The sequence below is a fragment of the [Lactobacillus] rogosae genome (genome assembly GCA_900112995.1).
Taxonomy (GTDB): Bacteria; Bacillota; Clostridia; order Lachnospirales; family Lachnospiraceae; genus Lachnospira; species Lachnospira rogosae.
Genome location: FONU01000034.1, coordinates 1 through 21,436 on the forward strand (window position 1 = coordinate 1; position 21,436 = coordinate 21,436).

Annotated in this window: 18 protein-coding genes and 1 pseudogene; all 19 read right to left on the reverse strand. The window is 31.4% G+C overall.

Annotation, left to right across the window (positions count from 1 at the left end; all coding sequences use genetic code 11):
• Positions 1 to 590: pseudogene (locus BM157_RS12100) on the reverse strand (hypothetical protein); the annotation flags it as partial.
• Positions 591 to 676: 86 nt separating this feature from the next.
• Positions 677 to 2,185 carry a lipopolysaccharide biosynthesis protein gene (locus BM157_RS12105; RefSeq protein WP_055174171.1) on the reverse strand — a complete coding sequence of 503 codons (1,509 nt, stop codon included), beginning with the start codon at positions 2,183 to 2,185 and terminating at the stop codon, positions 677 to 679.
• Positions 2,186 to 2,325: 140 nt separating this feature from the next.
• Positions 2,326 to 3,654 (reverse strand): D-glycero-beta-D-manno-heptose 1,7-bisphosphate 7-phosphatase, encoded by a 1,329-nt coding sequence (gmhB, locus tag BM157_RS12110; protein ID WP_055174170.1) that lies wholly within the window; start codon positions 3,652 to 3,654, stop codon positions 2,326 to 2,328.
• A 5-nt stretch (positions 3,655 to 3,659) separates the two neighbouring features.
• Positions 3,660 to 4,592, reverse strand: a complete 933-nt coding sequence (fba, locus tag BM157_RS12115; protein WP_055174334.1) for a class II fructose-1,6-bisphosphate aldolase — start codon at positions 4,590 to 4,592, stop codon at positions 3,660 to 3,662.
• 45 nt (positions 4,593 to 4,637) lie between these two features.
• Positions 4,638 to 5,813, reverse strand: a complete 1,176-nt coding sequence (locus BM157_RS12120) for a hypothetical protein (protein WP_055174169.1) — start codon at positions 5,811 to 5,813, stop codon at positions 4,638 to 4,640.
• Positions 5,814 to 5,839: 26 nt separating this feature from the next.
• Entirely contained in the window at positions 5,840 to 7,054 is a 1,215-nt protein-coding gene (locus BM157_RS12125; protein ID WP_082421525.1) for a glycosyltransferase, read from the reverse strand.
• 22 nt (positions 7,055 to 7,076) lie between these two features.
• A complete protein-coding gene (locus BM157_RS12130) occupies positions 7,077 to 7,913 on the reverse strand; it encodes a glycosyltransferase (protein ID WP_055174167.1) in 837 nt (278 codons plus the stop codon).
• An 18-nt stretch (positions 7,914 to 7,931) separates the two neighbouring features.
• The gene (locus BM157_RS12135) at positions 7,932 to 8,669 is read right to left on the reverse strand and encodes a WecB/TagA/CpsF family glycosyltransferase (RefSeq protein WP_055174166.1); all 738 of its coding nucleotides are present in this window, start codon (positions 8,667 to 8,669) and stop codon (positions 7,932 to 7,934) included.
• 3 nt (positions 8,670 to 8,672) lie between these two features.
• Positions 8,673 to 9,323: a D-sedoheptulose-7-phosphate isomerase gene (locus BM157_RS12140; RefSeq protein WP_318255987.1), complete on the reverse strand. Its 651-nt coding sequence runs from the start codon at positions 9,321 to 9,323 to the stop codon at positions 8,673 to 8,675.
• Positions 9,324 to 9,345: 22 nt separating this feature from the next.
• Positions 9,346 to 10,347, reverse strand: coding sequence for a GHMP family kinase ATP-binding protein (locus BM157_RS12145; RefSeq protein WP_055174164.1), 1,002 nt, complete (start codon positions 10,345 to 10,347; stop codon positions 9,346 to 9,348).
• An 84-nt stretch (positions 10,348 to 10,431) separates the two neighbouring features.
• Positions 10,432 to 11,859, reverse strand: coding sequence for a sugar transferase (locus BM157_RS12150; protein WP_090141341.1), 1,428 nt, complete (start codon positions 11,857 to 11,859; stop codon positions 10,432 to 10,434).
• A gap of 119 nt (positions 11,860 to 11,978) precedes the next feature.
• Positions 11,979 to 13,817, reverse strand: a complete 1,839-nt coding sequence (gene glmS / locus BM157_RS12155) for a glutamine--fructose-6-phosphate transaminase (isomerizing) (protein WP_090141343.1) — start codon at positions 13,815 to 13,817, stop codon at positions 11,979 to 11,981.
• 229 nt (positions 13,818 to 14,046) lie between these two features.
• Positions 14,047 to 15,456 carry a methyl-accepting chemotaxis protein gene (locus BM157_RS12160; protein ID WP_022501501.1) on the reverse strand — a complete coding sequence of 470 codons (1,410 nt, stop codon included), beginning with the start codon at positions 15,454 to 15,456 and terminating at the stop codon, positions 14,047 to 14,049.
• 268 nt (positions 15,457 to 15,724) lie between these two features.
• Positions 15,725 to 16,360 carry a hypothetical protein gene (locus BM157_RS12165; protein WP_090141344.1) on the reverse strand — a complete coding sequence of 212 codons (636 nt, stop codon included), beginning with the start codon at positions 16,358 to 16,360 and terminating at the stop codon, positions 15,725 to 15,727.
• Positions 16,361 to 16,446: 86 nt separating this feature from the next.
• Positions 16,447 to 17,835, reverse strand: coding sequence for an AAA family ATPase (locus BM157_RS12170; RefSeq protein ID WP_090141346.1), 1,389 nt, complete (start codon positions 17,833 to 17,835; stop codon positions 16,447 to 16,449).
• A gap of 120 nt (positions 17,836 to 17,955) precedes the next feature.
• Entirely contained in the window at positions 17,956 to 18,720 is a 765-nt protein-coding gene (locus tag BM157_RS12175; protein WP_090141349.1) for a nucleotidyltransferase family protein, read from the reverse strand.
• 30 nt (positions 18,721 to 18,750) lie between these two features.
• The gene (locus BM157_RS12180) at positions 18,751 to 19,878 is read right to left on the reverse strand and encodes a GHMP family kinase ATP-binding protein (RefSeq protein ID WP_090141351.1); all 1,128 of its coding nucleotides are present in this window, start codon (positions 19,876 to 19,878) and stop codon (positions 18,751 to 18,753) included.
• 138 nt (positions 19,879 to 20,016) lie between these two features.
• Positions 20,017 to 21,135 carry an acyltransferase family protein gene (locus BM157_RS12185; RefSeq protein WP_090141353.1) on the reverse strand — a complete coding sequence of 373 codons (1,119 nt, stop codon included), beginning with the start codon at positions 21,133 to 21,135 and terminating at the stop codon, positions 20,017 to 20,019.
• Positions 21,136 to 21,286: 151 nt separating this feature from the next.
• A partial coding sequence (locus BM157_RS13325) for a GDP-mannose 4,6-dehydratase (protein WP_456361699.1) occupies positions 21,287 to 21,436 on the reverse strand: 150 nt, incomplete at its 5' end.

Genomic DNA, 21,436 nt, shown 5'->3' on the forward strand with positions numbered 1-21,436 from the left:
CCTTCTATCTTCCACCAGCCATATTCATTCTCGGCTATTCCATAATAATCAAAGTTAACTTTTCCACCTTCTATGCGCCACCAACCATATTCATTCTCGGCTACTCCATAATAATCAAAGTTAACTTTTCCACCTTCTACTTTCCACCAGCCACATTCATTTTCGGCTACTCCATAGTAATCAAAATTAACTTTTCCACCTTCTACTTTCCACCAGCCACATTCATTTTCGGCTACTCCATAGTAATCAAAATTAACTACGCCATTTTCTATACGCCACCAGCCGAATTCATTCTCGGCTATTCCTGTATATGTATAATCAACAACACCATTTTTTACATACAGCCATTGATTATTATATTCTCTTACACCTGTATAATCATCTTTTATCTTACCATTTTCTACATATACCAGCTTATCACCGGATTTAACTATTCCTGTATAATTACTTTGAACAGCTGTTGTATCCTCATATGTCTGTTCATTTTTTACTGATACAGCATTATGATTACCATCATATGCCAACACCTTTGTATTACACAATAAAGTTATTCCAAGTACCGCTCCTGTAAACATTAATATTTTTTTCAAAAATATCATCTCCTTATACACATAATTATTAATCTTAATTAAAGAATTAAGACCTATATAAATATAATACTTTTATTTTAAAAATGCTATTTTTTTACGAATTTTTTTATAATTACATTTTTTTCTTCATTATTAAATGTTATAACAAAATAAACAATCGTTCCTACAATAACCATTACTATAGCACAAATCACTAATCCTATCCAATTATCAGGATTAAATAATATTGAGATTACTTTAAAAATAAAACACATTAATACAGTTGCAAACAAATGTTTAAAAATCAAAGGATAAAAATATGATCTCTTTATTCCTAAACACCAACAGGCATAAACAGGATTAAAACAAAAATTTATTAAAAACATTATAACTGCTGTTGTTATAGGTACTGCGTATACACCCAAATTGGTATATTTTATTAAAATAAACATTCCGACAACATTTAACAAACCTCCAATAATTGTTATAAAACAGGGAATCTTATTCTTAACAGTAAGTGTATTAACATAATATATTGGTTGTAGGAATATATCCATTATGTATGTAAAAACAGTAATTATTGTCAAAATATGAAGCAGCTTATAATCCTGACTTGGCAGCCACAATTTATAGAACAAAAATCCTAATGCAAAAAATCCACTAAATGCTAAACTTCCGAAAAAGCCACATAATTTCATGGATTTTTTTAATTGATTTAAAAACTTTCCATTAATGCCTTCTGAATAAGTTCTTAATAATTCTGGCTGTAATGGCTGAAATATAATTCCTGCCAATGAACTAAATATTGTTCCAATACTCTTAGACACAGCAATCTGTCCTGTCTGAATATCTGTAAGCATTGCATTGGAAAAAAGTAAATCCAGACCACTATTTAACGTATTACCTAACTGGTTAATTGAATTCCATAAACCATTGGTAAGAAGCATTTTTACTTTTTGGTTTGAATGTAACCTCATATTATATCTAAAATCAGGAACAAGTTTTTTATTTGAAAAATATGAACCTAATAAGATAATTAACGCTGCTACTATGGATCCAACACCCACAAACCATAACGAAGGATTAAATATAGAAAATAATACAATTAATACACACATATTAGCTGTATATGATATTATTTTTATTATTCCAGAAATATCTAATCGGTCTTTAATATAAAATCCCGTACTAAAAGGCGTTGACATTGTTGTTGCCACAAACGCCACAAACATAGTTGCAAACAATAATCGCACTGAATGCAGCAATTCCAGCGGTATCTTTATTATACAATCAATTTTAATTGTCAAAATGGAAAAAACCACAGATAATAATATACATAACACTATACTTGCATTGATAGAAGATACATAATAGGATTCAGCCGCCTCAATATCGTGCTTATGATAATTAATCGTAATATATCTTACTACAAATGAAGTCAATGCAATTGTAACTATTTCTCCATAACTAACAAATGTTTTTGAAATAGAAACAAAGCCATATGCCTCAATACCTATATTCTCAGTAACATATGATGTTAAAAATAATGTAACCAGATAACCTACTACTGATGATATTCCCATTATTATAATAGATTTTAATGTTCTTTTATTCACTTTGCACCTCTATTTTTATATAAAGCATATTAATGTAACATTATATAAATATCTCACTACATTTATCAAGTACAGAAGCAATTGTTGCATCCATATCATAATACTTATTTATACAGTCTTATCAGCAAATATTTTTAGTATTATATATTACTTATATATTTATCGACAAACTCAACGACATCATTTACGACATCTGCTGCTATACCTTTATCAATAGTATTTTCTTGTTTATTTGCAATTAATACGCTCCTGCAACCAGCTGCATTTCCGGCAATAATATCATTTTCACCATCTCCAACCATAAAGCTATCTGAAAGACTGATATTAAAATCTTTTTCTGCCATATATAACATTCCTGGCTTTGGTTTTCTACACTTACAATCAATCTTTAATTCTGGTATTTCTCCTTCATAACCCTTATGAGGATGGTGTGGGCAATAATATAATCCATCAATATAAGCTCCATCTAATCCAAGCAGAGTTTCCATTTTTTTATGGATCATATCTAACTGTTCATATGTAACTTCACCTCTTGCTATAACTGGCTGGTTAGTAACTACAATACACAGATATCCACTATTATTTATCTTTTTAATTGCATCTGCAACACCATCAAGCAGTTCAAATTCATCAATATCTCTTAAAAATCCCTTATATACATTAATTGTGCCATCACGATCTAAAAAAACAGCTTTCTGTTTATTTGCTAAATTCTTTGCACTGACTATTCCTTTTTTATAATCGTTTTCTACAGCATAATACCTCTCAGGTGTTCCCATATCTTTTACATACTCGGGACTATCGTAGCATAACATAAAACCTTTACCACACAATGGTTTTAAAATCTGACGATCTAAATCCACCTTAACAACTTTTCCATTAATTTCCCTGCCAATATCATCTTCATTTATTGAAAGCATATCCAGAACAGACGGATCTATTATATGTAACCCTGCATTAACCCTGTTTTTGTACCATTGTGGTCTAGCATCCTCTTTGGTAAGCCACTCTTCAACTATTGACTTTTCATTTGCTACAATTAATCCACTATCGTACGGATGACTATTAGGATGGGTAAATAATGTAACTAATGCTTTATGCTCTTTGTGAAACTTTAACATTCTATTAAAATCCACCTCAAACATTGCATCTGCATTTAATAATAAAAAAGGCTCTTTTCCCAGTAAGTTTCTTATTTTAAATAATGCTCCTGCATTTCCTAATGGAATTTTTTCTTCAAAATACTGTATATTTACATTCCATTTTCTTCCATCTTCAAAATATTCTTTTATCTTATCTCCCATATGTGAAATTGTTATGATTATATCATCAAAACCTTGATTATGCAGGGATATTATTTCTCTTTCTAATACAGGTACACCATCAATAGGAATAAGTGGTTTAGGGATATCTGGAAACATTTCTGATATTCTCGTTCCTTTTCCACCTGCCATTATTACTGTTTTCATATTACTTATGCCTTTCCATTACTACCCAATACATTTATCATTTTGTGTTCAACCAATTCTTTAACATACGCACGGCCTTGTTTAAGATATACTCTAGGATCAAACATATCCTCATTCTCCACTAAAGCTTCTCTTACTCCTGCTGTCATTGCTAATCTTATATCAGAATCTATATTAATTTTACATACTGAACTCTTGGCAGCCTTTCTTAACATATCTTCTGGAATGCCTACTGCATCTTTTAATTTTCCACCATTTGAATTAATTATATCAACATATTTAGCAGATACACTTGAAGCTCCATGTAAAACAATCGGAAATTCTGGAAGTCTTTTAGAAACCTCTTCCAGAATATCAAATCTAAGCTGTGGCTTTGTACCTGGTTTAAATTTAAACGCTCCATGACTTGTTCCTATTGCTATTGCTAATGAATCAACACCTGTTTTAGATACAAATTCTTCTACTTCTTCTGGTTTTGTATAGGAATGATGCTCTACATTAACATCATCTTCTACACCTGCCAACTGTCCAAGCTCTCCTTCTACAACTACACCACGCTCATGTGCATAATCTACAACTTTTTTGGTAAGTTCAATATTTTCCTTAAACGAATACTGAGAACCATCAATCATAACAGATGTAAAACCACCATCTATACACGATTTACACATTTCAAAATCTGCTCCATGATCAAGATGTAAAGCAACTGGAATATCCTTATATTGCATAGTTGCTGCTTCAACCAGTTTAACAATATAATTATGTCCCGCATACTTTCTAGCTCCATTAGATACTTGTAATATAACCGGAGATCTCAACTCACCGGCTGCTTCCATAATTCCCTGTATAATTTCCATATTATTAACATTAAAAGCACCAATTGCATATCCTTCTTTATATGCTTTTTTAAACATTTCTGTAGTTGTAACTATTGACATTTCCATTGTCTCCTTAATGAATTATAATCTATAATTTCTATTTTATCATTCTTCTTTTATCGTTCTTTTAAATTTGTCAAACTTTTCTTTTAAATAAGCATTATTAAGATTTTTTCTTATATATATAGTTATTAATATACTAAATGGATTAAATACCAAATTAAATATCCCATTATTAACAATTGAATTCAAAAGAATAAATATCCAAATTAATGTTAAATATTGATTATTTATTAATTGAGTATATTTAAGAACAAAACAGCATAATATTAATGCAACAATTAAAAATAAAATTCCTTCCGCAACAAGCATATGCATATATTCAGAATCTAATATCTCATAATATCCATTATTAATTCCATTAGTAAAATTAGTACCTAATATCTTTATTCCATAACTTTTAATTATTATATTACCTATATTCAATCTTCCATTTAAGGCTTTGTCTAATATATTTCCCACTAATGGAAACACCTTATATATAACAAGTAATATTATTGTAATGAATAAAAATATAAATGGCAGAAATTTTATTATACCAGAAGCCAATATTTTACTATCTTTTGTTTTTTTTCTATATTGTAAAACATTATAACAGGCAATAAATAATGCTATCATTACTGTTCCTGTTATTGTAAGGCACTGGCTAAATATGAATGCATCTACTACCAGCCAGAATACATTATCCTTCCATGTTATTTTACCACTTTTTAAATAATAATACATAAATACAATAGGCATCAACATCATTATCATTTGCCCTGGATATTCAAATCCATTACCACCAGCTATCCATGCCCCACCTAATTTATCACGCGATGTAATTACATTCTCTATTATTCCTGCCTTTGAAGATATGAAAGTTATTACATATAAAACGACAGAAATATTAAATAAAGAACGAATATATTTATCCATATACTCTTCTTCAAATATTGTTGAAAACAATAATACAACAAATACACTTTTTCTTTCACCTAAAAAAGACTGGAACAAGAAAAAAAGCATTATTGTAGAAAGTAATAATGATATACTTTTCTTCTGTACTACCTTATATACAATATAAGAAAATGCTAACATATAAGAAATTAATTTTGTAAATGTCACTATTAATTTTATCTCATCAATTTTAATAAACGTCGTATATTCTATATATCTTGGAATATAATATAATACAAATATAACTGCAAAAATATAATATGCATTAACTTTTTTAATCATATTCTTAACCTCTGAATCTAACCATATTATAAAGAATAAATTTTTTCACTATATTCCTTGAAAGAATTTTTTAAATTATAATTGTCATTTATGAACTTTAAAGCATTTTGAGCAACTTTTTCTGCTTCATCTCTATTCTGTATAATATATCTTATTTTGCCATTATAATCCTCTGGTGTCTCACAATGATAATAATGTATGCCATCGTCAACTTCTATTCCTTCAATTCCAATATTATTAGTAAGAACTGGAACTCCCATAGCCATAGCCTCCAGAATTTTCACTTTAACACCAGCTCCAGCTTGAATAGGTGCTGCTAGACACATTGCACTTGAAAAATATGGCTGAATATCTTGAACAAAACCTGTAATTATAACATTATCAGACTCATATTTTTTTAACTCATCACTAGGTTTATTTCCAACAATTACATATTTTGCACCAGTATCCTTAATTTCAGGCATAACATTTTTAATAAACCATTCTGCACTTATTTCATTTTCTATTCTATTCATTGCACCATAGAATAATATATTTTTATTTATATTTTTTCTTGCAACTTGTTCTGGTAAATTAATATATGGAACAATTACACCTAGTTTAGATTGTTCAACTCCATTTTTAAGTAATAATTTTTTATCTTTTGCATTATGTGTTACAACATAATCACATTTATTAATACTTAATATTTCTCTCTTATACAAATTATTATAATATAATTTTTTATATATCTTCTTAAAACCTTTAGCGTTTTCATATTGTCTCTGTGCACCTAAAAAAGAAACATCATGTTCCGAAGCAATATATTTTGCATTAGGAAATCTTTTTTTTACCTGATCTATAAATAATAACATCCACGTCCATTCAAGTATTACAATATCAGGTACATATCCTGTATTTTTTAATTTATCTAACTCATTCCCTATCTGGTTAAATATCTCTTTAGTTAATACATTTCCATATCGGTATAACGGATTTATTTTTGAATTCAAACTTTTAATATATGAAATATATTTCTTTACCTTATTCTTCGGTGTTCTTACTATTATAGTGTTAATATTGGGATTAATATTTTCGATCTGATGTTCCTCTTCTGGTAAAACTTTTGCAATCATAGTAACTTCATTATCTATATCATTGGCAAATCCATTAATATAATAATTGAAAGTTTTTCCTCCTGCATGAGGAACATTATCATATGGTATACTCATTGAAATATACAAGATTTTACGTTTTTTCATTTCTTCTCCATTATAACTTAGATTAATCTAACATAAGTAATTTTAAATAATTAAAGAATAAACATATATTTGTTTTAACTATATTAAATTTTCTATACTGCTTTAAATAATATTTAAAACTCTCATTATTCATTTTACGAATCTTATTTTTAGCAAATACAGATTTTACTGTTGTTGAATGATTGTGTATTATACTTGTTGCTATACAGCAGGCACATTTGTAATTTTTCTGCATTAATCTTTCTGCCAGAATTGGTTCCTCAACATATAAAAATGTATGCTCATCCATATAATCGATTTCATTCATTTTATTTAAATCAACCATCATACAACACCCCTGCGGTCTGTATATATATGAATATCCACCTCTATCTTCTATCTTACGACCTTTTTTCTTATAATTTAACATTCCAAATGTCAAATCAAAAAAATCGGGTCTTATAGAATCTCTATTATACATATGCCCATCTGGAGCATATATATCTGGATTAACAACCGCTACACTAGAGTCTTTTTTAAATACATCCGTAAGCTTTGTAACAATCTCTTTGTCATTAATTAAAATATCATTATTTAATATCCATGCATATTTATACCCTGCCTTATAAGCATACCTCATTCCGATATTATTTCCAGCAGCATATCCATTATTATTTTCTGATTTAATTAATATGAAATTCTTTTCTTTTGAAGTACTTTTAAGATTTACATATGAATCATTAGGAGAAGCATTATCAACAATAATGATATTTTCATAATCAATCCCAAGAAATTCGTTACATATATCGGCTTCCTGTATTGTTTCCTGCCAAGATTTAAAATTTAATATAATAACCGCAACATCTTTTTTATTATCCAAAACTATACCCTCATTATATTATTTATATTTTCTTACCAATCGTAATATTTTTACATCATCTATTAAATATCTTTTAAACATTCTTTTAGGCTCTTGTAATAACCTATAAAACCATTCCAATCCGTGGTCACTCATCCAGCGAGGTGCTCTTTTGACATTTCCAGCAAGAAAATCCACTGTTGCACCTGCACATATAGTGACCTTTGCATCATATTTATCTATATTTTCATATATCCATTTTTCCTGCTTAGGACATCCAAAACAAGCAATTAATAAATCCGGATGAACATCAGAAATCATTGCATTTATTCTATCTAACTCATCTTGATTTTTTTCAAAGCCAAATGGAGGAGCATATACACCAACAATCTCTATGTCAGGAAGCTTTTTTTCTAAATTAGCCTTAGCCTTTTCAGCTATCCCATCTTTACCACCAATAATAAATATTGTATATTTTTTCTTTTGTGCAACTTTACATAACTCTGGAACCAAATCAGAACCTGATATTTTAGCCTTTACCGGTCTTTTATGAAGCTTAGAAATCCAAACTAATGGTTTTCCATCAACCAGAACCATATCTGCATCATCAACAATTTTTTTCAAATAGCTGTCATTCTCAATCTTCATAACCACATCTACGTTAATAGCAACTATGTATGATTTATTCTTAGACGCAATCATCTCTTCTATCGCACAAATTGTCTCTGACATATCTACATTATTTACATATGTATTTAAAAGTGCCTGCTTTTCCATCAGCTATTCCTCTCCAAAAAATCTTTCTTCCAGCATTAAACATAGACAATGATAAATAGGTAAGTGATGCTCCTGTATCATATATGTTCTTGTCTGTGATGAACGGATTGTTACATCTGCTATTTTAGATAATTCACTATCATTTGCACCTGTGAGTCCTATAACTTTTAACCCTTTCGCTTTAGCAGTTATTGCAGCATATAAAATATTTTTACTATTACCAGATGTTGAAATCCCTAAGAAAATATCTCCACTATTTCCATACCCATTAACCTGCTGTGCAAAACATAACTCTGGTCTGCAGTCATTCATATATGCAGTAGATAATGCTATATGACCATCTAACGCAATTGCAGGTAGTGCCATCTGTAAATTATCAGCTAAAACATTTCCAAGTTTCTCATTTTCATTAATTAATCTATCCTTATATTCCACAGGAAGTCTTCTTTGTTTTTCAAAGCCTTTCATTAACTCACCGACAATATGCTCAGCATCCGAAGCTGAACCACCATTACCTGCAACTAAAAGCTTTCCACCATTCAAAAAAGTCTGTTCTAATAATTCATATGCTTTTTTTATGTATTCCCTATTAAAATCCAATTCTGGATATCTTTCAAATAATACATCTATATGTTTCGCAATATTCTCTTTCAATTTAGTCTCCTTGTAATTCAAATTATATTATAGGTTCATATGTTTCTGGACTATAATGAATTACTCTTGTTCCACCATCTTCAAATTCAAATGGTATATACAACAGATCTTCCATTGCTTTTTTCACTTTTTCCTGTTTATCTGGCTCTACATAAAACACTAAGAAACCACCGCCTCCTGCTCCAAGTAATTTCCCACCTAAAGCTCCAGCCTTTAATCCTTTATCATATAATTCATCAATACTATTAGTAGATACTGTATTACCTGTTTTTCTTTTAATTCTCCATGTATGATCAAGAAGTCTTCCAAATTCATCTAAGTCACTCTGCTTATCCACTAAAACCTTTTCTGCTTCATCTACTAAAGCAAGCATTTCTTTGAGCTGATTTACTTTATCTGCTTTGTTGGATGCGTTTGCTTTTTGAACATCTGATGAAAATCTTGTAAATCCCGTGAAAAACATCATTAAATTATTATTAAGCTGTCTCTTTCTTTCCGGATTAATAATTAATGGCAGCACTTCATATCCATCTGAATTAAAATTAATTCTATTAAATCCACCATATGATGCAGCAATCTGATCCTGCCATCCACCTGCTTCTTTGCACAATTCTCTTTCTAAATATATTGCAGCATCAGCAAGCTTTTTCTTATCTGCATACTTTCCCTTCAAAGCATAAAAAGCATTAATCATTCCAACGGCAAATGAACTAGATGTACCTAAACCGGATCTAGCTGGAAGATCTGCTTCATATGTTAATCTGATTTCATGCATATCCAGCATTTTCATTGCCTCTCTTATTGCTGGATGCTGAATATCATTAACATCTGTTACTCTTTCTATTTTGGCATATGATAACTCTGTACTATAGTCAAAGAATCTTGGCAGGTGTCTTACATTAACATAACAATATTTATCAAATGTTGTCGATAAAACTGCCCCACCATTTTCCATAAAAAATGACTCCATATCTGTTCCACCACCAAAAAAAGACATTCTAAAAGGTGTCTTAGTAATAATCATCGCTTAATCTCCCTTATCTCACATTATGTATTCGTATTTCATAAAATTCTATATACTTAAATATTCTGACACTTACTATATCAATTATGTTCCGTGATTAGTAAACACTGTAACAACTGTCTTAAATAAAATTTTAATATCAAGCATTACACTCCAGTTATCGATATACTCCAAATCCATCTTTACAACTTCATCAAAGTCCATAACACTATTTCGTCCATATGCCTGCCACATTCCTGTAATACCCGGCTTCATAGACAGTCTTCTCTTGTGGTGTCCTTTATACTGCTTGAACTCACCCACCGTAGGTGGTCTTGTTCCGACAAGGCTCATATCTCCCTTTAACACATTAATAAACTGAGGAAGCTCGTCTATACTTGTCTTTCTTATGAACTTACCAACTTTGGTAATTCTAGGGTCATCCTTCATCTTGAACATAAGACCATTCATCTCATTCTGTGCCATAAGTTCTTTCTTACGTTCCTCGGCATCAATATACATTGAACGGAACTTATAAATATAGAAATAACGTCCATTCTTTCCTACACGCTTCTGCTTAAAGAATAATGGACCTTTTGACTCAATCTTAATAGCTGGTGCAACAAATATCATCGCAATTGTCATAAATACAAGACCCACGATAGCTCCAACTATGTCAATACATCTCTTCACGAATAAAGACTTCCAGCTATATATCCTGTTAGCAAATGTAATAACTGGAATACTTCCAAGATAACCAAGCTTCGCATCGAAATCCCTGTATACATCTAATACTTCAATCTTAAGATGTACAGTAACACCCATATCCTCAAGTTCCATAACCATAGGCTTGATACGTTCTCTTATGCGATCTGTAACATCTATGTAGACTTCATCAACGATTTCATTCTTAATAAACTTCATCATAGTATGGATATCTGCGACAACTGGAACTCCATTGATATCCTGACCCGTCATATTCTCATCCATAATTACAATTCCGTCTATCTTTCTTAACCAGTCGTCCTTCTCATCAATCTTTGAAAGTGTATTCTTAGCCCTGTCCTTAACTGTAACCATTATGACACGGCTTGCCCTCTTGCTTTCGTTATGTGATTTAAGATATGCCTTAACAAGCAGTCTTGATACATACATAATAACTATTGCAACGATAACTGTAACAATATATATGCCTCTCTGGATGCCTTCTGCATCTCTTCTTAATAATTCATAGACAGCGAGTATAGCAGCAAACAGTGCACTCTTGCATACTACTGACCTGAATTCTTCAAAATAACCTCTGCTTATAAAATCATTCTTGACATTATAAAATACTGCTGTAATAACTGTCGCAACCAGTATTGATACGCAGTTATTATTAAGTTCACTAAAAATCTGTCTGTTATTCATTCCCCAATATAACCCCAGCCAGATTATTCCTGCAACATAATACGATAACACTATCGCTATTGCATCTGTAAAAAATATAAGTATATTTTGTATACTTTCTTTAGTTCTGTTAATATTCGTCATAAGCCCCCTGATAGTATATTATTATTTATGCAATCTGATTAATTATACTATATTCGACATAATTGTCAATAATGTAAAAATCCGTCCCACTCTATTATGTGGAACGGATATAGTTCATTTTATTCCACTGTAACTGATTTAGCAAGATTTCTTGGCTTATCTACATCAAGTCCCTTAGCTACACTTACATAATAGCCAAGTAACTGAAGTGGCACAACAGCAAGTGATGCTGCAAAATGTTCATCTATCTTTGGAATGTATACAGTAAATTCAACTGTATCCTCAACTTCATATTTTCCATATGTAGTAAGTCCCATAAGATATGCACCACGGCTCTTGCACTCAACCATATTGCTTATCGTCTTCTCATAAAGCTCACTCTGTGTAAGCACACCAATAACAAGAATATTATCTTCAATAAGACTTATAGTTCCGTGCTTTAATTCACCAGCGGCATACGCTTCTGAATGAATATAAGATATCTCCTTAAGCTTAAGGCTTCCTTCAAGACTGACTGCGTAATCAATCCCTCTTCCTATAAAGAATATATCTTTTGAATTGGCAACCTTTGCGGCAAACCACTGAATTCTTTCCTTATCTTCAAGAATCTTCTCAATCTTATCAGGTATAGTCTTAAGTTCTTCTAAATATGTGCTGTACACATCATCTGCTATCTCACCTCTTACTCTGGCAAACTGAATTGCAAGGCAGTAAGCGGCTATAAGCTGTGTACTGTAAGCCTTAGTTGTAGCGACAGAAATCTCCGGACCGGCAAGTGTATAGAATACATTATCTGCTTCTCTTGCAATTGAACTTCCAACTACATTGACAATGCCAAGTGTCCTAAGTCCCTTATCCTTAGCAAGCCTTAACGCCGCAAGGCTGTCTGCTGTTTCACCTGACTGGCTTATAACAATCACAAGTCCATCAGGATCTAACAAAGGCTTTCTGTATCTGAACTCAGAAGCGAGTTCTACTCTTACCGGTATCTTAGCCAGATCTTCCATAACATACTGTGCAACTACGCCAACGTGATATGCCGAACCACAGGCTACGATATATATCTGTGAAATCTTCTTAATCTCTTCATCTGAAAGCTCTACTGCTGATAAATCAAGCTTCCCGTCCTTTAATACAGAATTAAGTGTATCAGCAATTGCCTTTGGCTGTTCGTGGATTTCTTTCATCATAAAATGCTCATATCCACCCTTTTCTGCTGCCTCAGCATCCCATTTAATCTCTACAAGCTCTTTTTCTATCTCATCACCATCAAGGTTATAAAATGTTATATTACCATCTGCAAGACGTCCAATCTCCATATTGCCAATATAATATACATTTCTTGTATAATTAAGTATAGCCGGTACGTCAGAGCCAACATAACAGTTGCCATCACTGACACCAAGTATCATTGGGCTGTCTTTTCTTGCTACATATATTTCATCAGGATATTCCTTGAACATAATCGCAAATGCGTAAGAACCACGGATACGAACCATAGCATGGTTAATAGCATCTACAGGTGTATGCTCATATTTCTTATAATAATAATCTATAAGCTTAATAGCCACTTCTGTATCTGTTGATGAATAGAACTCGTATCCATTCTTAACAAGCTTATCCTTTAATTCCTGATAATTCTCAATAATTCCATTATGTACGCCAACAACATTATAATCATCTGATATATGAGGATGTGCATTATTCTCAGAAGGCTCACCATGTGTTGCCCATCTTGTATGTCCAATACCGCAAGTCCCTTTAATGGCAAGACCATTATTAGTCTTTTCCTCTAATGCCTTAAGCCTTCCCTTCGCCTTAACAACCTCAACGTGCTTATCGCCGTCACGAACTGCAATACCTGCCGAATCGTACCCTCTATATTCAAGCTTTGCAAGACCGTTAAGAAGTATTGGTGCTGCCTGTTCATTACCTACATATCCAACTATTCCACACATAGATATATTCCTCTCTTTTAAAAATTCATATCACTTTATAATATATTATTCCGTTCCTAATTACAAGAGTATAGAATATTTATTTTAAGTCCATATTTCAATTTCAGCTTAACTTCTCCTTTTCACGTCCACTGTGTGTTATGACTATATTTCACCCTGCATCAACTCTTATTATTAATCCCTATTATTAACTTTTATACTAATCCTTATTATTAACTCTTCCTATTAATTACTTTTCAAACGCCACAATAGCAGTTATATCATTATAACCAAGCTGCTGCATTTTCTTCTGAAGCTTATTGATTGCCTCATCAAATTGTGAAAAAGCATTATATGTATCATTAAAATACTGCATTGCCTTTTCTTTATCTCCATCTTCATTAGCATGCCATGAAAGCTCTGCATAATGATGCAAATCATTATGTGCCTTTACAAGCTGCTTGAATTCAGAACTATTTACAATCTTATCATCCTTTAACTGTGCAATCCATTTACCAAGTTTACAGCGTGACGGATCATCTACCTGCTTCTTTAAAAGATGTTCAAATCCTACGATATTGTTATATACTCTCCATGTAAGAATATAATGATCTACTTCAAACACTCTCATCCAATCCTGCTGTGTAATCTTAGAACAGCCTCTTACAAGGTCACTTCTTGTCTTATCAAGATATCTGCCCACCTTGAATACCCTCTGTCCTGATTTAAGGCAGTCATCAGACAGTATGCTGTAGCTCTGTGAAATATTCTCTATCTGCTTAGAAAATGACTTTGTAACACCTGTCTGTGTATCTATGTCATTAAAGACACTGTCAACCTTCTCACTTATGTCATCAATCTGGCTGTTCATCTGCTGCATAACTTCAAGTGACTTCTCTACCTTTTCATTCCCTTCACCAAGGCTTATGGTAGTCTCATCCATTGCTTTTGCAAGCTCATCTATATTATCTCTTAATTCTTTAACATACTTGACTATACTTCCAGCAGACTCTGCTGTATTATTAGATAATAATCTTACCTGATCAGCAACAACGGCAAAGCCTCTTCCTGCTTCTCCGGCTCTTGCAGCTTCAACAGAAGCATTTAAAGCCAAAAGATTACTCTGGTTAGATACCTTCTTAACAAGGTCTACAATCGCTTCAATCTTACCAATCTTACCCTTAAAATCCTGAACTTTATTATTGATAGACTGAATCTTCTTAGATGACGCATTAACGGCTTTGATACTATCGTTCATATCTACCGTTACATTATGAGACACTGATATTATATCGTGGGCATTATCACGGATATGTCCCATAGCCATAGAAATGTTCTCTATAGAACTCTCAAGATGCTGGCTGGCATTCTCCATATGCTGTATCGACTTAGTCTGTGTTTCTACCTGATTAAGTGTATCTTTAATCAAAGTATTATCGCCAAGAATCTCCATAGTTTCATTAAGTCGCATAACAACTGGATTATTAACCTGCTTAACCGCTTTAAGCATTGAATTAAGCTTATCTGCATACAACGGATTATTAAAATCCGTCGCATCTATCTCATTAAAATCACCTGAGGCTATATTGTCAATTGCCTCAATCATTCGCCTGACATCACCTTCTGGCAATAAGTTCTCTTCTGTCTTTTTTCTAAACATATACTTTCATTCTCCTATATACGCACAACAGCGGGTTATAAAATACAACTCCCATTTCCCAGCAACAGACATACTACTACAGTCCTGATTAACGTAGAACAAGCTATAAATATCTGTAAAACATCGTATCTTCGAACCATTTATTAAATTATTCAAGTCTATATAACACCGATATTGTAATAATATCATAATTCAAGTATATTTACCATACAAAAATAAAAATTTGTCTGACATTTTTGTATAACGTATGATTAATTGATAGTATCCACTATTGGTCAGCTATATTGTAAAAACCCACAAGCATTTGTTCAGATTTATCATCTGTCATTAATATAGGAATATGTTTAAAACTTATATACTGTCCTAATTTAATTGCAAACTTATTACCTTGAAATTCTTCTATATATGGGATATTCTTTGTACCTGTTCTAACTCTTTTAGATGTTGGAATTGTTTCACTTGTAAAATCAGCTTTTTTGTAAGTTGTATACATATATATATTATTTATATTAATATCAAGCATAGCCGCAAAGGCACATATAAAAAGATAACTTGCCCTGAATTTACCTTTAACATCTATCCACGTTTTATCTGACACAGTAGACTTCATTTCAATCAAATATATATCCCATTTATCTGCTATCTCATCCACATTATCCATAATAATATGGTCTACTCTTTTATACATTGATGCTTTAGAACCCTCTTTAAAAAAATACATATCTGTATGCTTTTTATCTATATTCTCTATTGTCAATGTATTATTAGACTTTGTCCTAAATTCAAGTCTGCTTTCTCCACCATCATCATTCTCTTCAAGTATAATGACATTATCATCTTCTTTTACTGTAACAAAATCTTCTTTTAATAATTCGTCTATTATAAACTGTGTTCTCTTTTTCATATCAATTCCACTCTTATGTACATTTACCACGCATTTATAAGTGTCAATAACAATAATTACTATTGCAGAATAACAACACTAATCGTCTATTCCTGTATATTATATGCTTCATTGGTTATCTTATCTAAAGCATCATTAAATGTTGGCACTGCAAATCCATTATCGTCACATTCAATCTCTTCCAGAACAGTTTTCTTTCTTGTTCTGCTTCCTTCCGTATTAAACTGATACACCCTGACTTTTCTATAATCAATTAAATCTTCCTGTGTATATCCATACTTTTCCATCAAATCTACATTTTCTGAATTATTCTTTAATGAAATCATATTATTAATGTGCTGAATTATTAAATCACTATGTGTAGTAACACATACATTAGTCTTTGTATTCACAAGTCTGCACAAAACTCTTGCAATTGAACTCTGCAATTGTGGATGCAGTCCTATTTCTGGCTCTTCATAAAACATATTAGAAATTGTTCTATTATATTTTAACAATAAAAGAAGAGGTGATAATTCAGTAACAACTCCTGATACAACTCTTAAAGGCAGACTCTTGCTTCTTCCATTAGGAATATATCTCACTTCCCTGTTAGGTAAGTCAGACACATCTAATACACCATCTGCCATATTACACTCTATATATTGAATTATACTTTTATATTTATCATTCTTCACTGGAGAATATTGCGATAAATTATTAATAACTGTAAGGAAATTATTAATAGGACGTGTAAATGGTGTAACGGCACTTTCCTGATTATCATTAAATGTATTATCTCTTCCAACCTGATTAATAATATCTTTTGTCAGCATAAATCCTGTTCTTGATGCTGGAAGATAAATAGATGTATCCTTAGCATAGTTCATTCCTAATATAGAATAACACAACACGGACATTAAAAAATCAATATTATGCTTATCATATATTTCATCAAAAGAAGATGCTAAACATACCGCTCTGCTTCTCTTCTTATGCTGAATAACCTGCATTATTATTTCAACTCGTTCTGTAGTATCCCCATCACTTTCCAACACTTTTTTATTCTGTATAGTATGGAAATCCACCTCGACAGATTCTAAATCTGGTATCTCTACCTGAATTTTATCTATGCTTACTTCATCCGTATTAAAGAGCCATTTAACAAAACTTTTCTTTTCAAAATCCAGACAGTCATTAATCAAACTCTGAATATTAACACCATATTCTTTTAACTTTACATTATATTGTTCATTTACAGCATTTCTGATATTATCTGAAATCCATTCAAATACTTTTGAATAATGCTGGCTTTTTTTCATATTCTTTGCTGAAAAAAAGCCCGTCCTTCCATAATTCTGAAGTCCCCATATCAAAGACGTCAAATAACTCTTTCCGCTGTTATTATCACCAACAAAAAGCATAAAAGGTGCTATCTCAACCTCTGCACTTTTTATTTTCCCGAAATTTTCAATATATATTTTACGATATTCCATATATGACCTCTTGATTCATAGTTTGACTTTGTTAATAATCAAATTATTATATACACATTTAAGATTATTACTAATAGTATTACTATATTAACATACATCAACTAATATAACAATAACTGCTTAGTAATTCTCCCTAATCCACTCCAGACTTTCCCTATTACCTATATCATATCTCTTACCTGGCATTTCATACGCATAAACTTCACGTTTCTTGCAGAACCACTCAATAAATCCACCCGGTGCATCAAGATTAATCTCCTCGTCATTGACACAATCAACAATAACCGGTAAATCCTCTTTGCCATAAATATAAAATGGTGGCACAGCCCAGTTGCTCTTTGGTTCTTTAGGCTTTTCTTCCATTGAAATAACCTTATCAGAAGAATCAACTTCAACAACGCCTGTTCGCTGTAACTTTTCTAACGATGGCTCATAATGTCTCATTATGCAGGTTGCATTTTTCTCTTTGTAGAAATCAAGAAATCCTTTTATAGAGAAATCCAAAAGGTTGTCACCCGCAAGAACAAGCACTCCATCTTCGCATACATTTTTATCTGCACCTGCCAAATTACATTCATTTATTGCAAATGCTATATCCTTAACTGCACCTAACCTATTATCATTGTCTGTTGAGCCGTCATCTAAGATTGTAAGTTTCATTCCACTTAATCTATTCTTTGCCTTATCTGCCCATTCAGTAAATATATCATAGAACTTATGATTAGACACAACTATAACCTCATCTACCATATTGGTAGATTGAACATCTTCTAACAACCAATCTAATATGCTTTTACCCTTAACTTCCAATAAAGGCTTTGGAAAATTCTCTGTTAATGGATATAATCTTGTTGCATAACCTGCTGCTAATACTATACATTTCATATATAATTCCTCTTCTATACTGTGTAATCTTTATAACTTAATTCCATCTGCTGTATTAACGAAATAAATAGCAAAATCCTTCTCTAAATTAGGATGCCTCTTTATATACTCTTTTCTTACCTTATCAGCAATCTCTTCTTTCTTATCTGGATTAATAAGAGCAATACTTGAACCATTAAAGCCTGCACCAGAAAATCTTCCGCCATATATTCCATCTGTATTTTCAAATATATCCTGTAAATCTCTCAGATTATCAGAGCCAGTTTCATAAAGCTCTATGGAACTTCTTCCAGACTGGAACATAAGTTGTCCGAATTCTTCAATATCACCTTTCTTCCAGGCCTTAATTCCGTCTTTTACTCTCTGTCTTTCACCATAAAAATGCTCTGCTCTTTTTCTCCAGTTCTCTGGAAGCCTGTCCTTGTACTGCAAATAGACACCAATAGGTACATTTCTTAAATATGTATCTTTATAATTACCATAATCCATACCTGCATAAGCCTGTAACGCATACGCCGCTGCCTTGCACTCATCAACTCTGGTATTATACGCAGAACCAGCAAGCTGTCTTTCCTTTCCGCCAAATACAATCATAATCTCAAATGGTTTCATATTGGAACTTACCGGTATAATCTCATTGGAATCATCCAGTGTATCAAGAAATAACAGACCATTTTTCCTGCAATACACCTCACAGCTCTGGTCAAGCTTGCCGACATTGACTCCTATATAATTACGCTCCGCCCATATAGCATTGCTTATAATCTCTGGTCTTGTAATCTGAATATCATTAGCTATGCATACCGCATTAAGATATGCAAGAATAACTGCCGCTGAAGATGATAACCCTCCAACTGGCAGTGTTCCTTCTATAACACCTTTGATGCCTCTCCTTAATTCATATTTTCTTGAAAGTGCAACAATCGCAGCTTTAAGGAAATCCCCCCAAAGCATCTCTCGTTCTAACTCATCTTCAAGCGTGAACATTATATGCCCTGGATAATTCTTGCTGATAAGGTCAAATGTTCCATCTTCTGTTATGTCAAATTCTAATTCAACTCCCCTGTCAATTGCAAAACCCGTAACCTGTCCAAGCTGGTGGTCTACATGTGCACCTAAGGGGCATACTCTGTACGGAGTGAAAATTTTGTGTTTCATCGTTGTTCTCCTACTTGATTAAATACTATATGTTTTCAAAACACTACCATCTACATTTATGTTTTGAATTTTCTACTGATATATCACCATAATGGTTACTTTGCATAAATTCTTTTATTATTTTTTCAGAAAAACTTTTTAATTAAATATAAAAATTCTAATTTTATTTAATAAATCAAATAAATATACTGACCATCTTTTTATATTTGTATTGATTACTATCAGATATGTTTTTTCTATAAATCTTTGTCTTGCTAAATCAATTACAGTACAAACAATATAAACTATAATTACAACAATCACAGAATATGGTATAAGCAATATAGAATTTTGATATTTAGCATTTTCAAATATATTTTCCCATATAAACGGCCTTATTAAATTATTATCGTGAATAAGATAAACACCAAAGGATGCTGATGCTATAATATTTATCCATTTATTATAATTAATATTTAAAGTAACAAATGTCATAAATAACATTATTGATATAATTAATATCGTGATTTTTTCTTGACCATAAAAGTAATTCACATTTGATTCAAATATGTGCCACCTTTTTCCCAATATCATAAATATAACACTTGACATATATGTTATAAATGTAACTATCAAAAATATCTTAAAATACTTTTGAGATTTTAATTTTGAATTAAAACCATAAATTCTTATATATCCTGCTATAGAATATAAAGTTATAAACCATAATAATGAATTGCTTTGAAACTGTGAAGTTGTTAATGTTGGAATTATAGACCAACATACAACTGCTAATATCAACAAATATTGATATGTTTTCTTATCTAAATTATGTAACAATTTATTTAAAAATGGATGAAATAAATACAACACAAAATAGCAACTAGCAAACCACCAAGTTGAAAAAGTAATTGGAAAAAAACTCTTAATTATTAATTTTATACTAAATTGATTCTTATTAATAATGCAATAAATCAAACTTAATATAACAGAATAAAAAAATAATTGTCCCCAAAATTTTAATATTTTTTTAAATTGAAATATTTCTTTTTTTTGATTAATTAAAAAAAATCCCGATATTAATATAAATATATCCACACCTACCTTTCCACCCATAATAATAAAATTATACCATAAACGAGTAATTGTTATTGTGCTATTCTCCCACTGAAAACCACCATTATAAGCAAAATGACAAAACACTATCATCAACATCGATATAATTCTCAACAATTCTATTGAAGAATTTCTTTCCATTTTATTATCATTAATTAACATTTAATAATTTTATTGTAGCTATTATTCTACAGAACTCCCTTCTAAATATCATAAACTATAATTTATAAAACACTATCTTTATATAAATTCTCTATATATAAAAAAGGTCTTAAGCAATTAACCAAAAACCTTTTTATTTAACGATTTATATTTAGTTAGTGATTCTTTGCAAATCAATATCATTCTTAACCATTCTCTCAACTAATTCCTGGAAAGAAATCTCTCTCTTCCAGCCAAGCTTTGCTTCTGCCTTAGCTGGGTTACCAATAAGAAGTTCAACCTCTGCTGGTCTGAAGAAGTC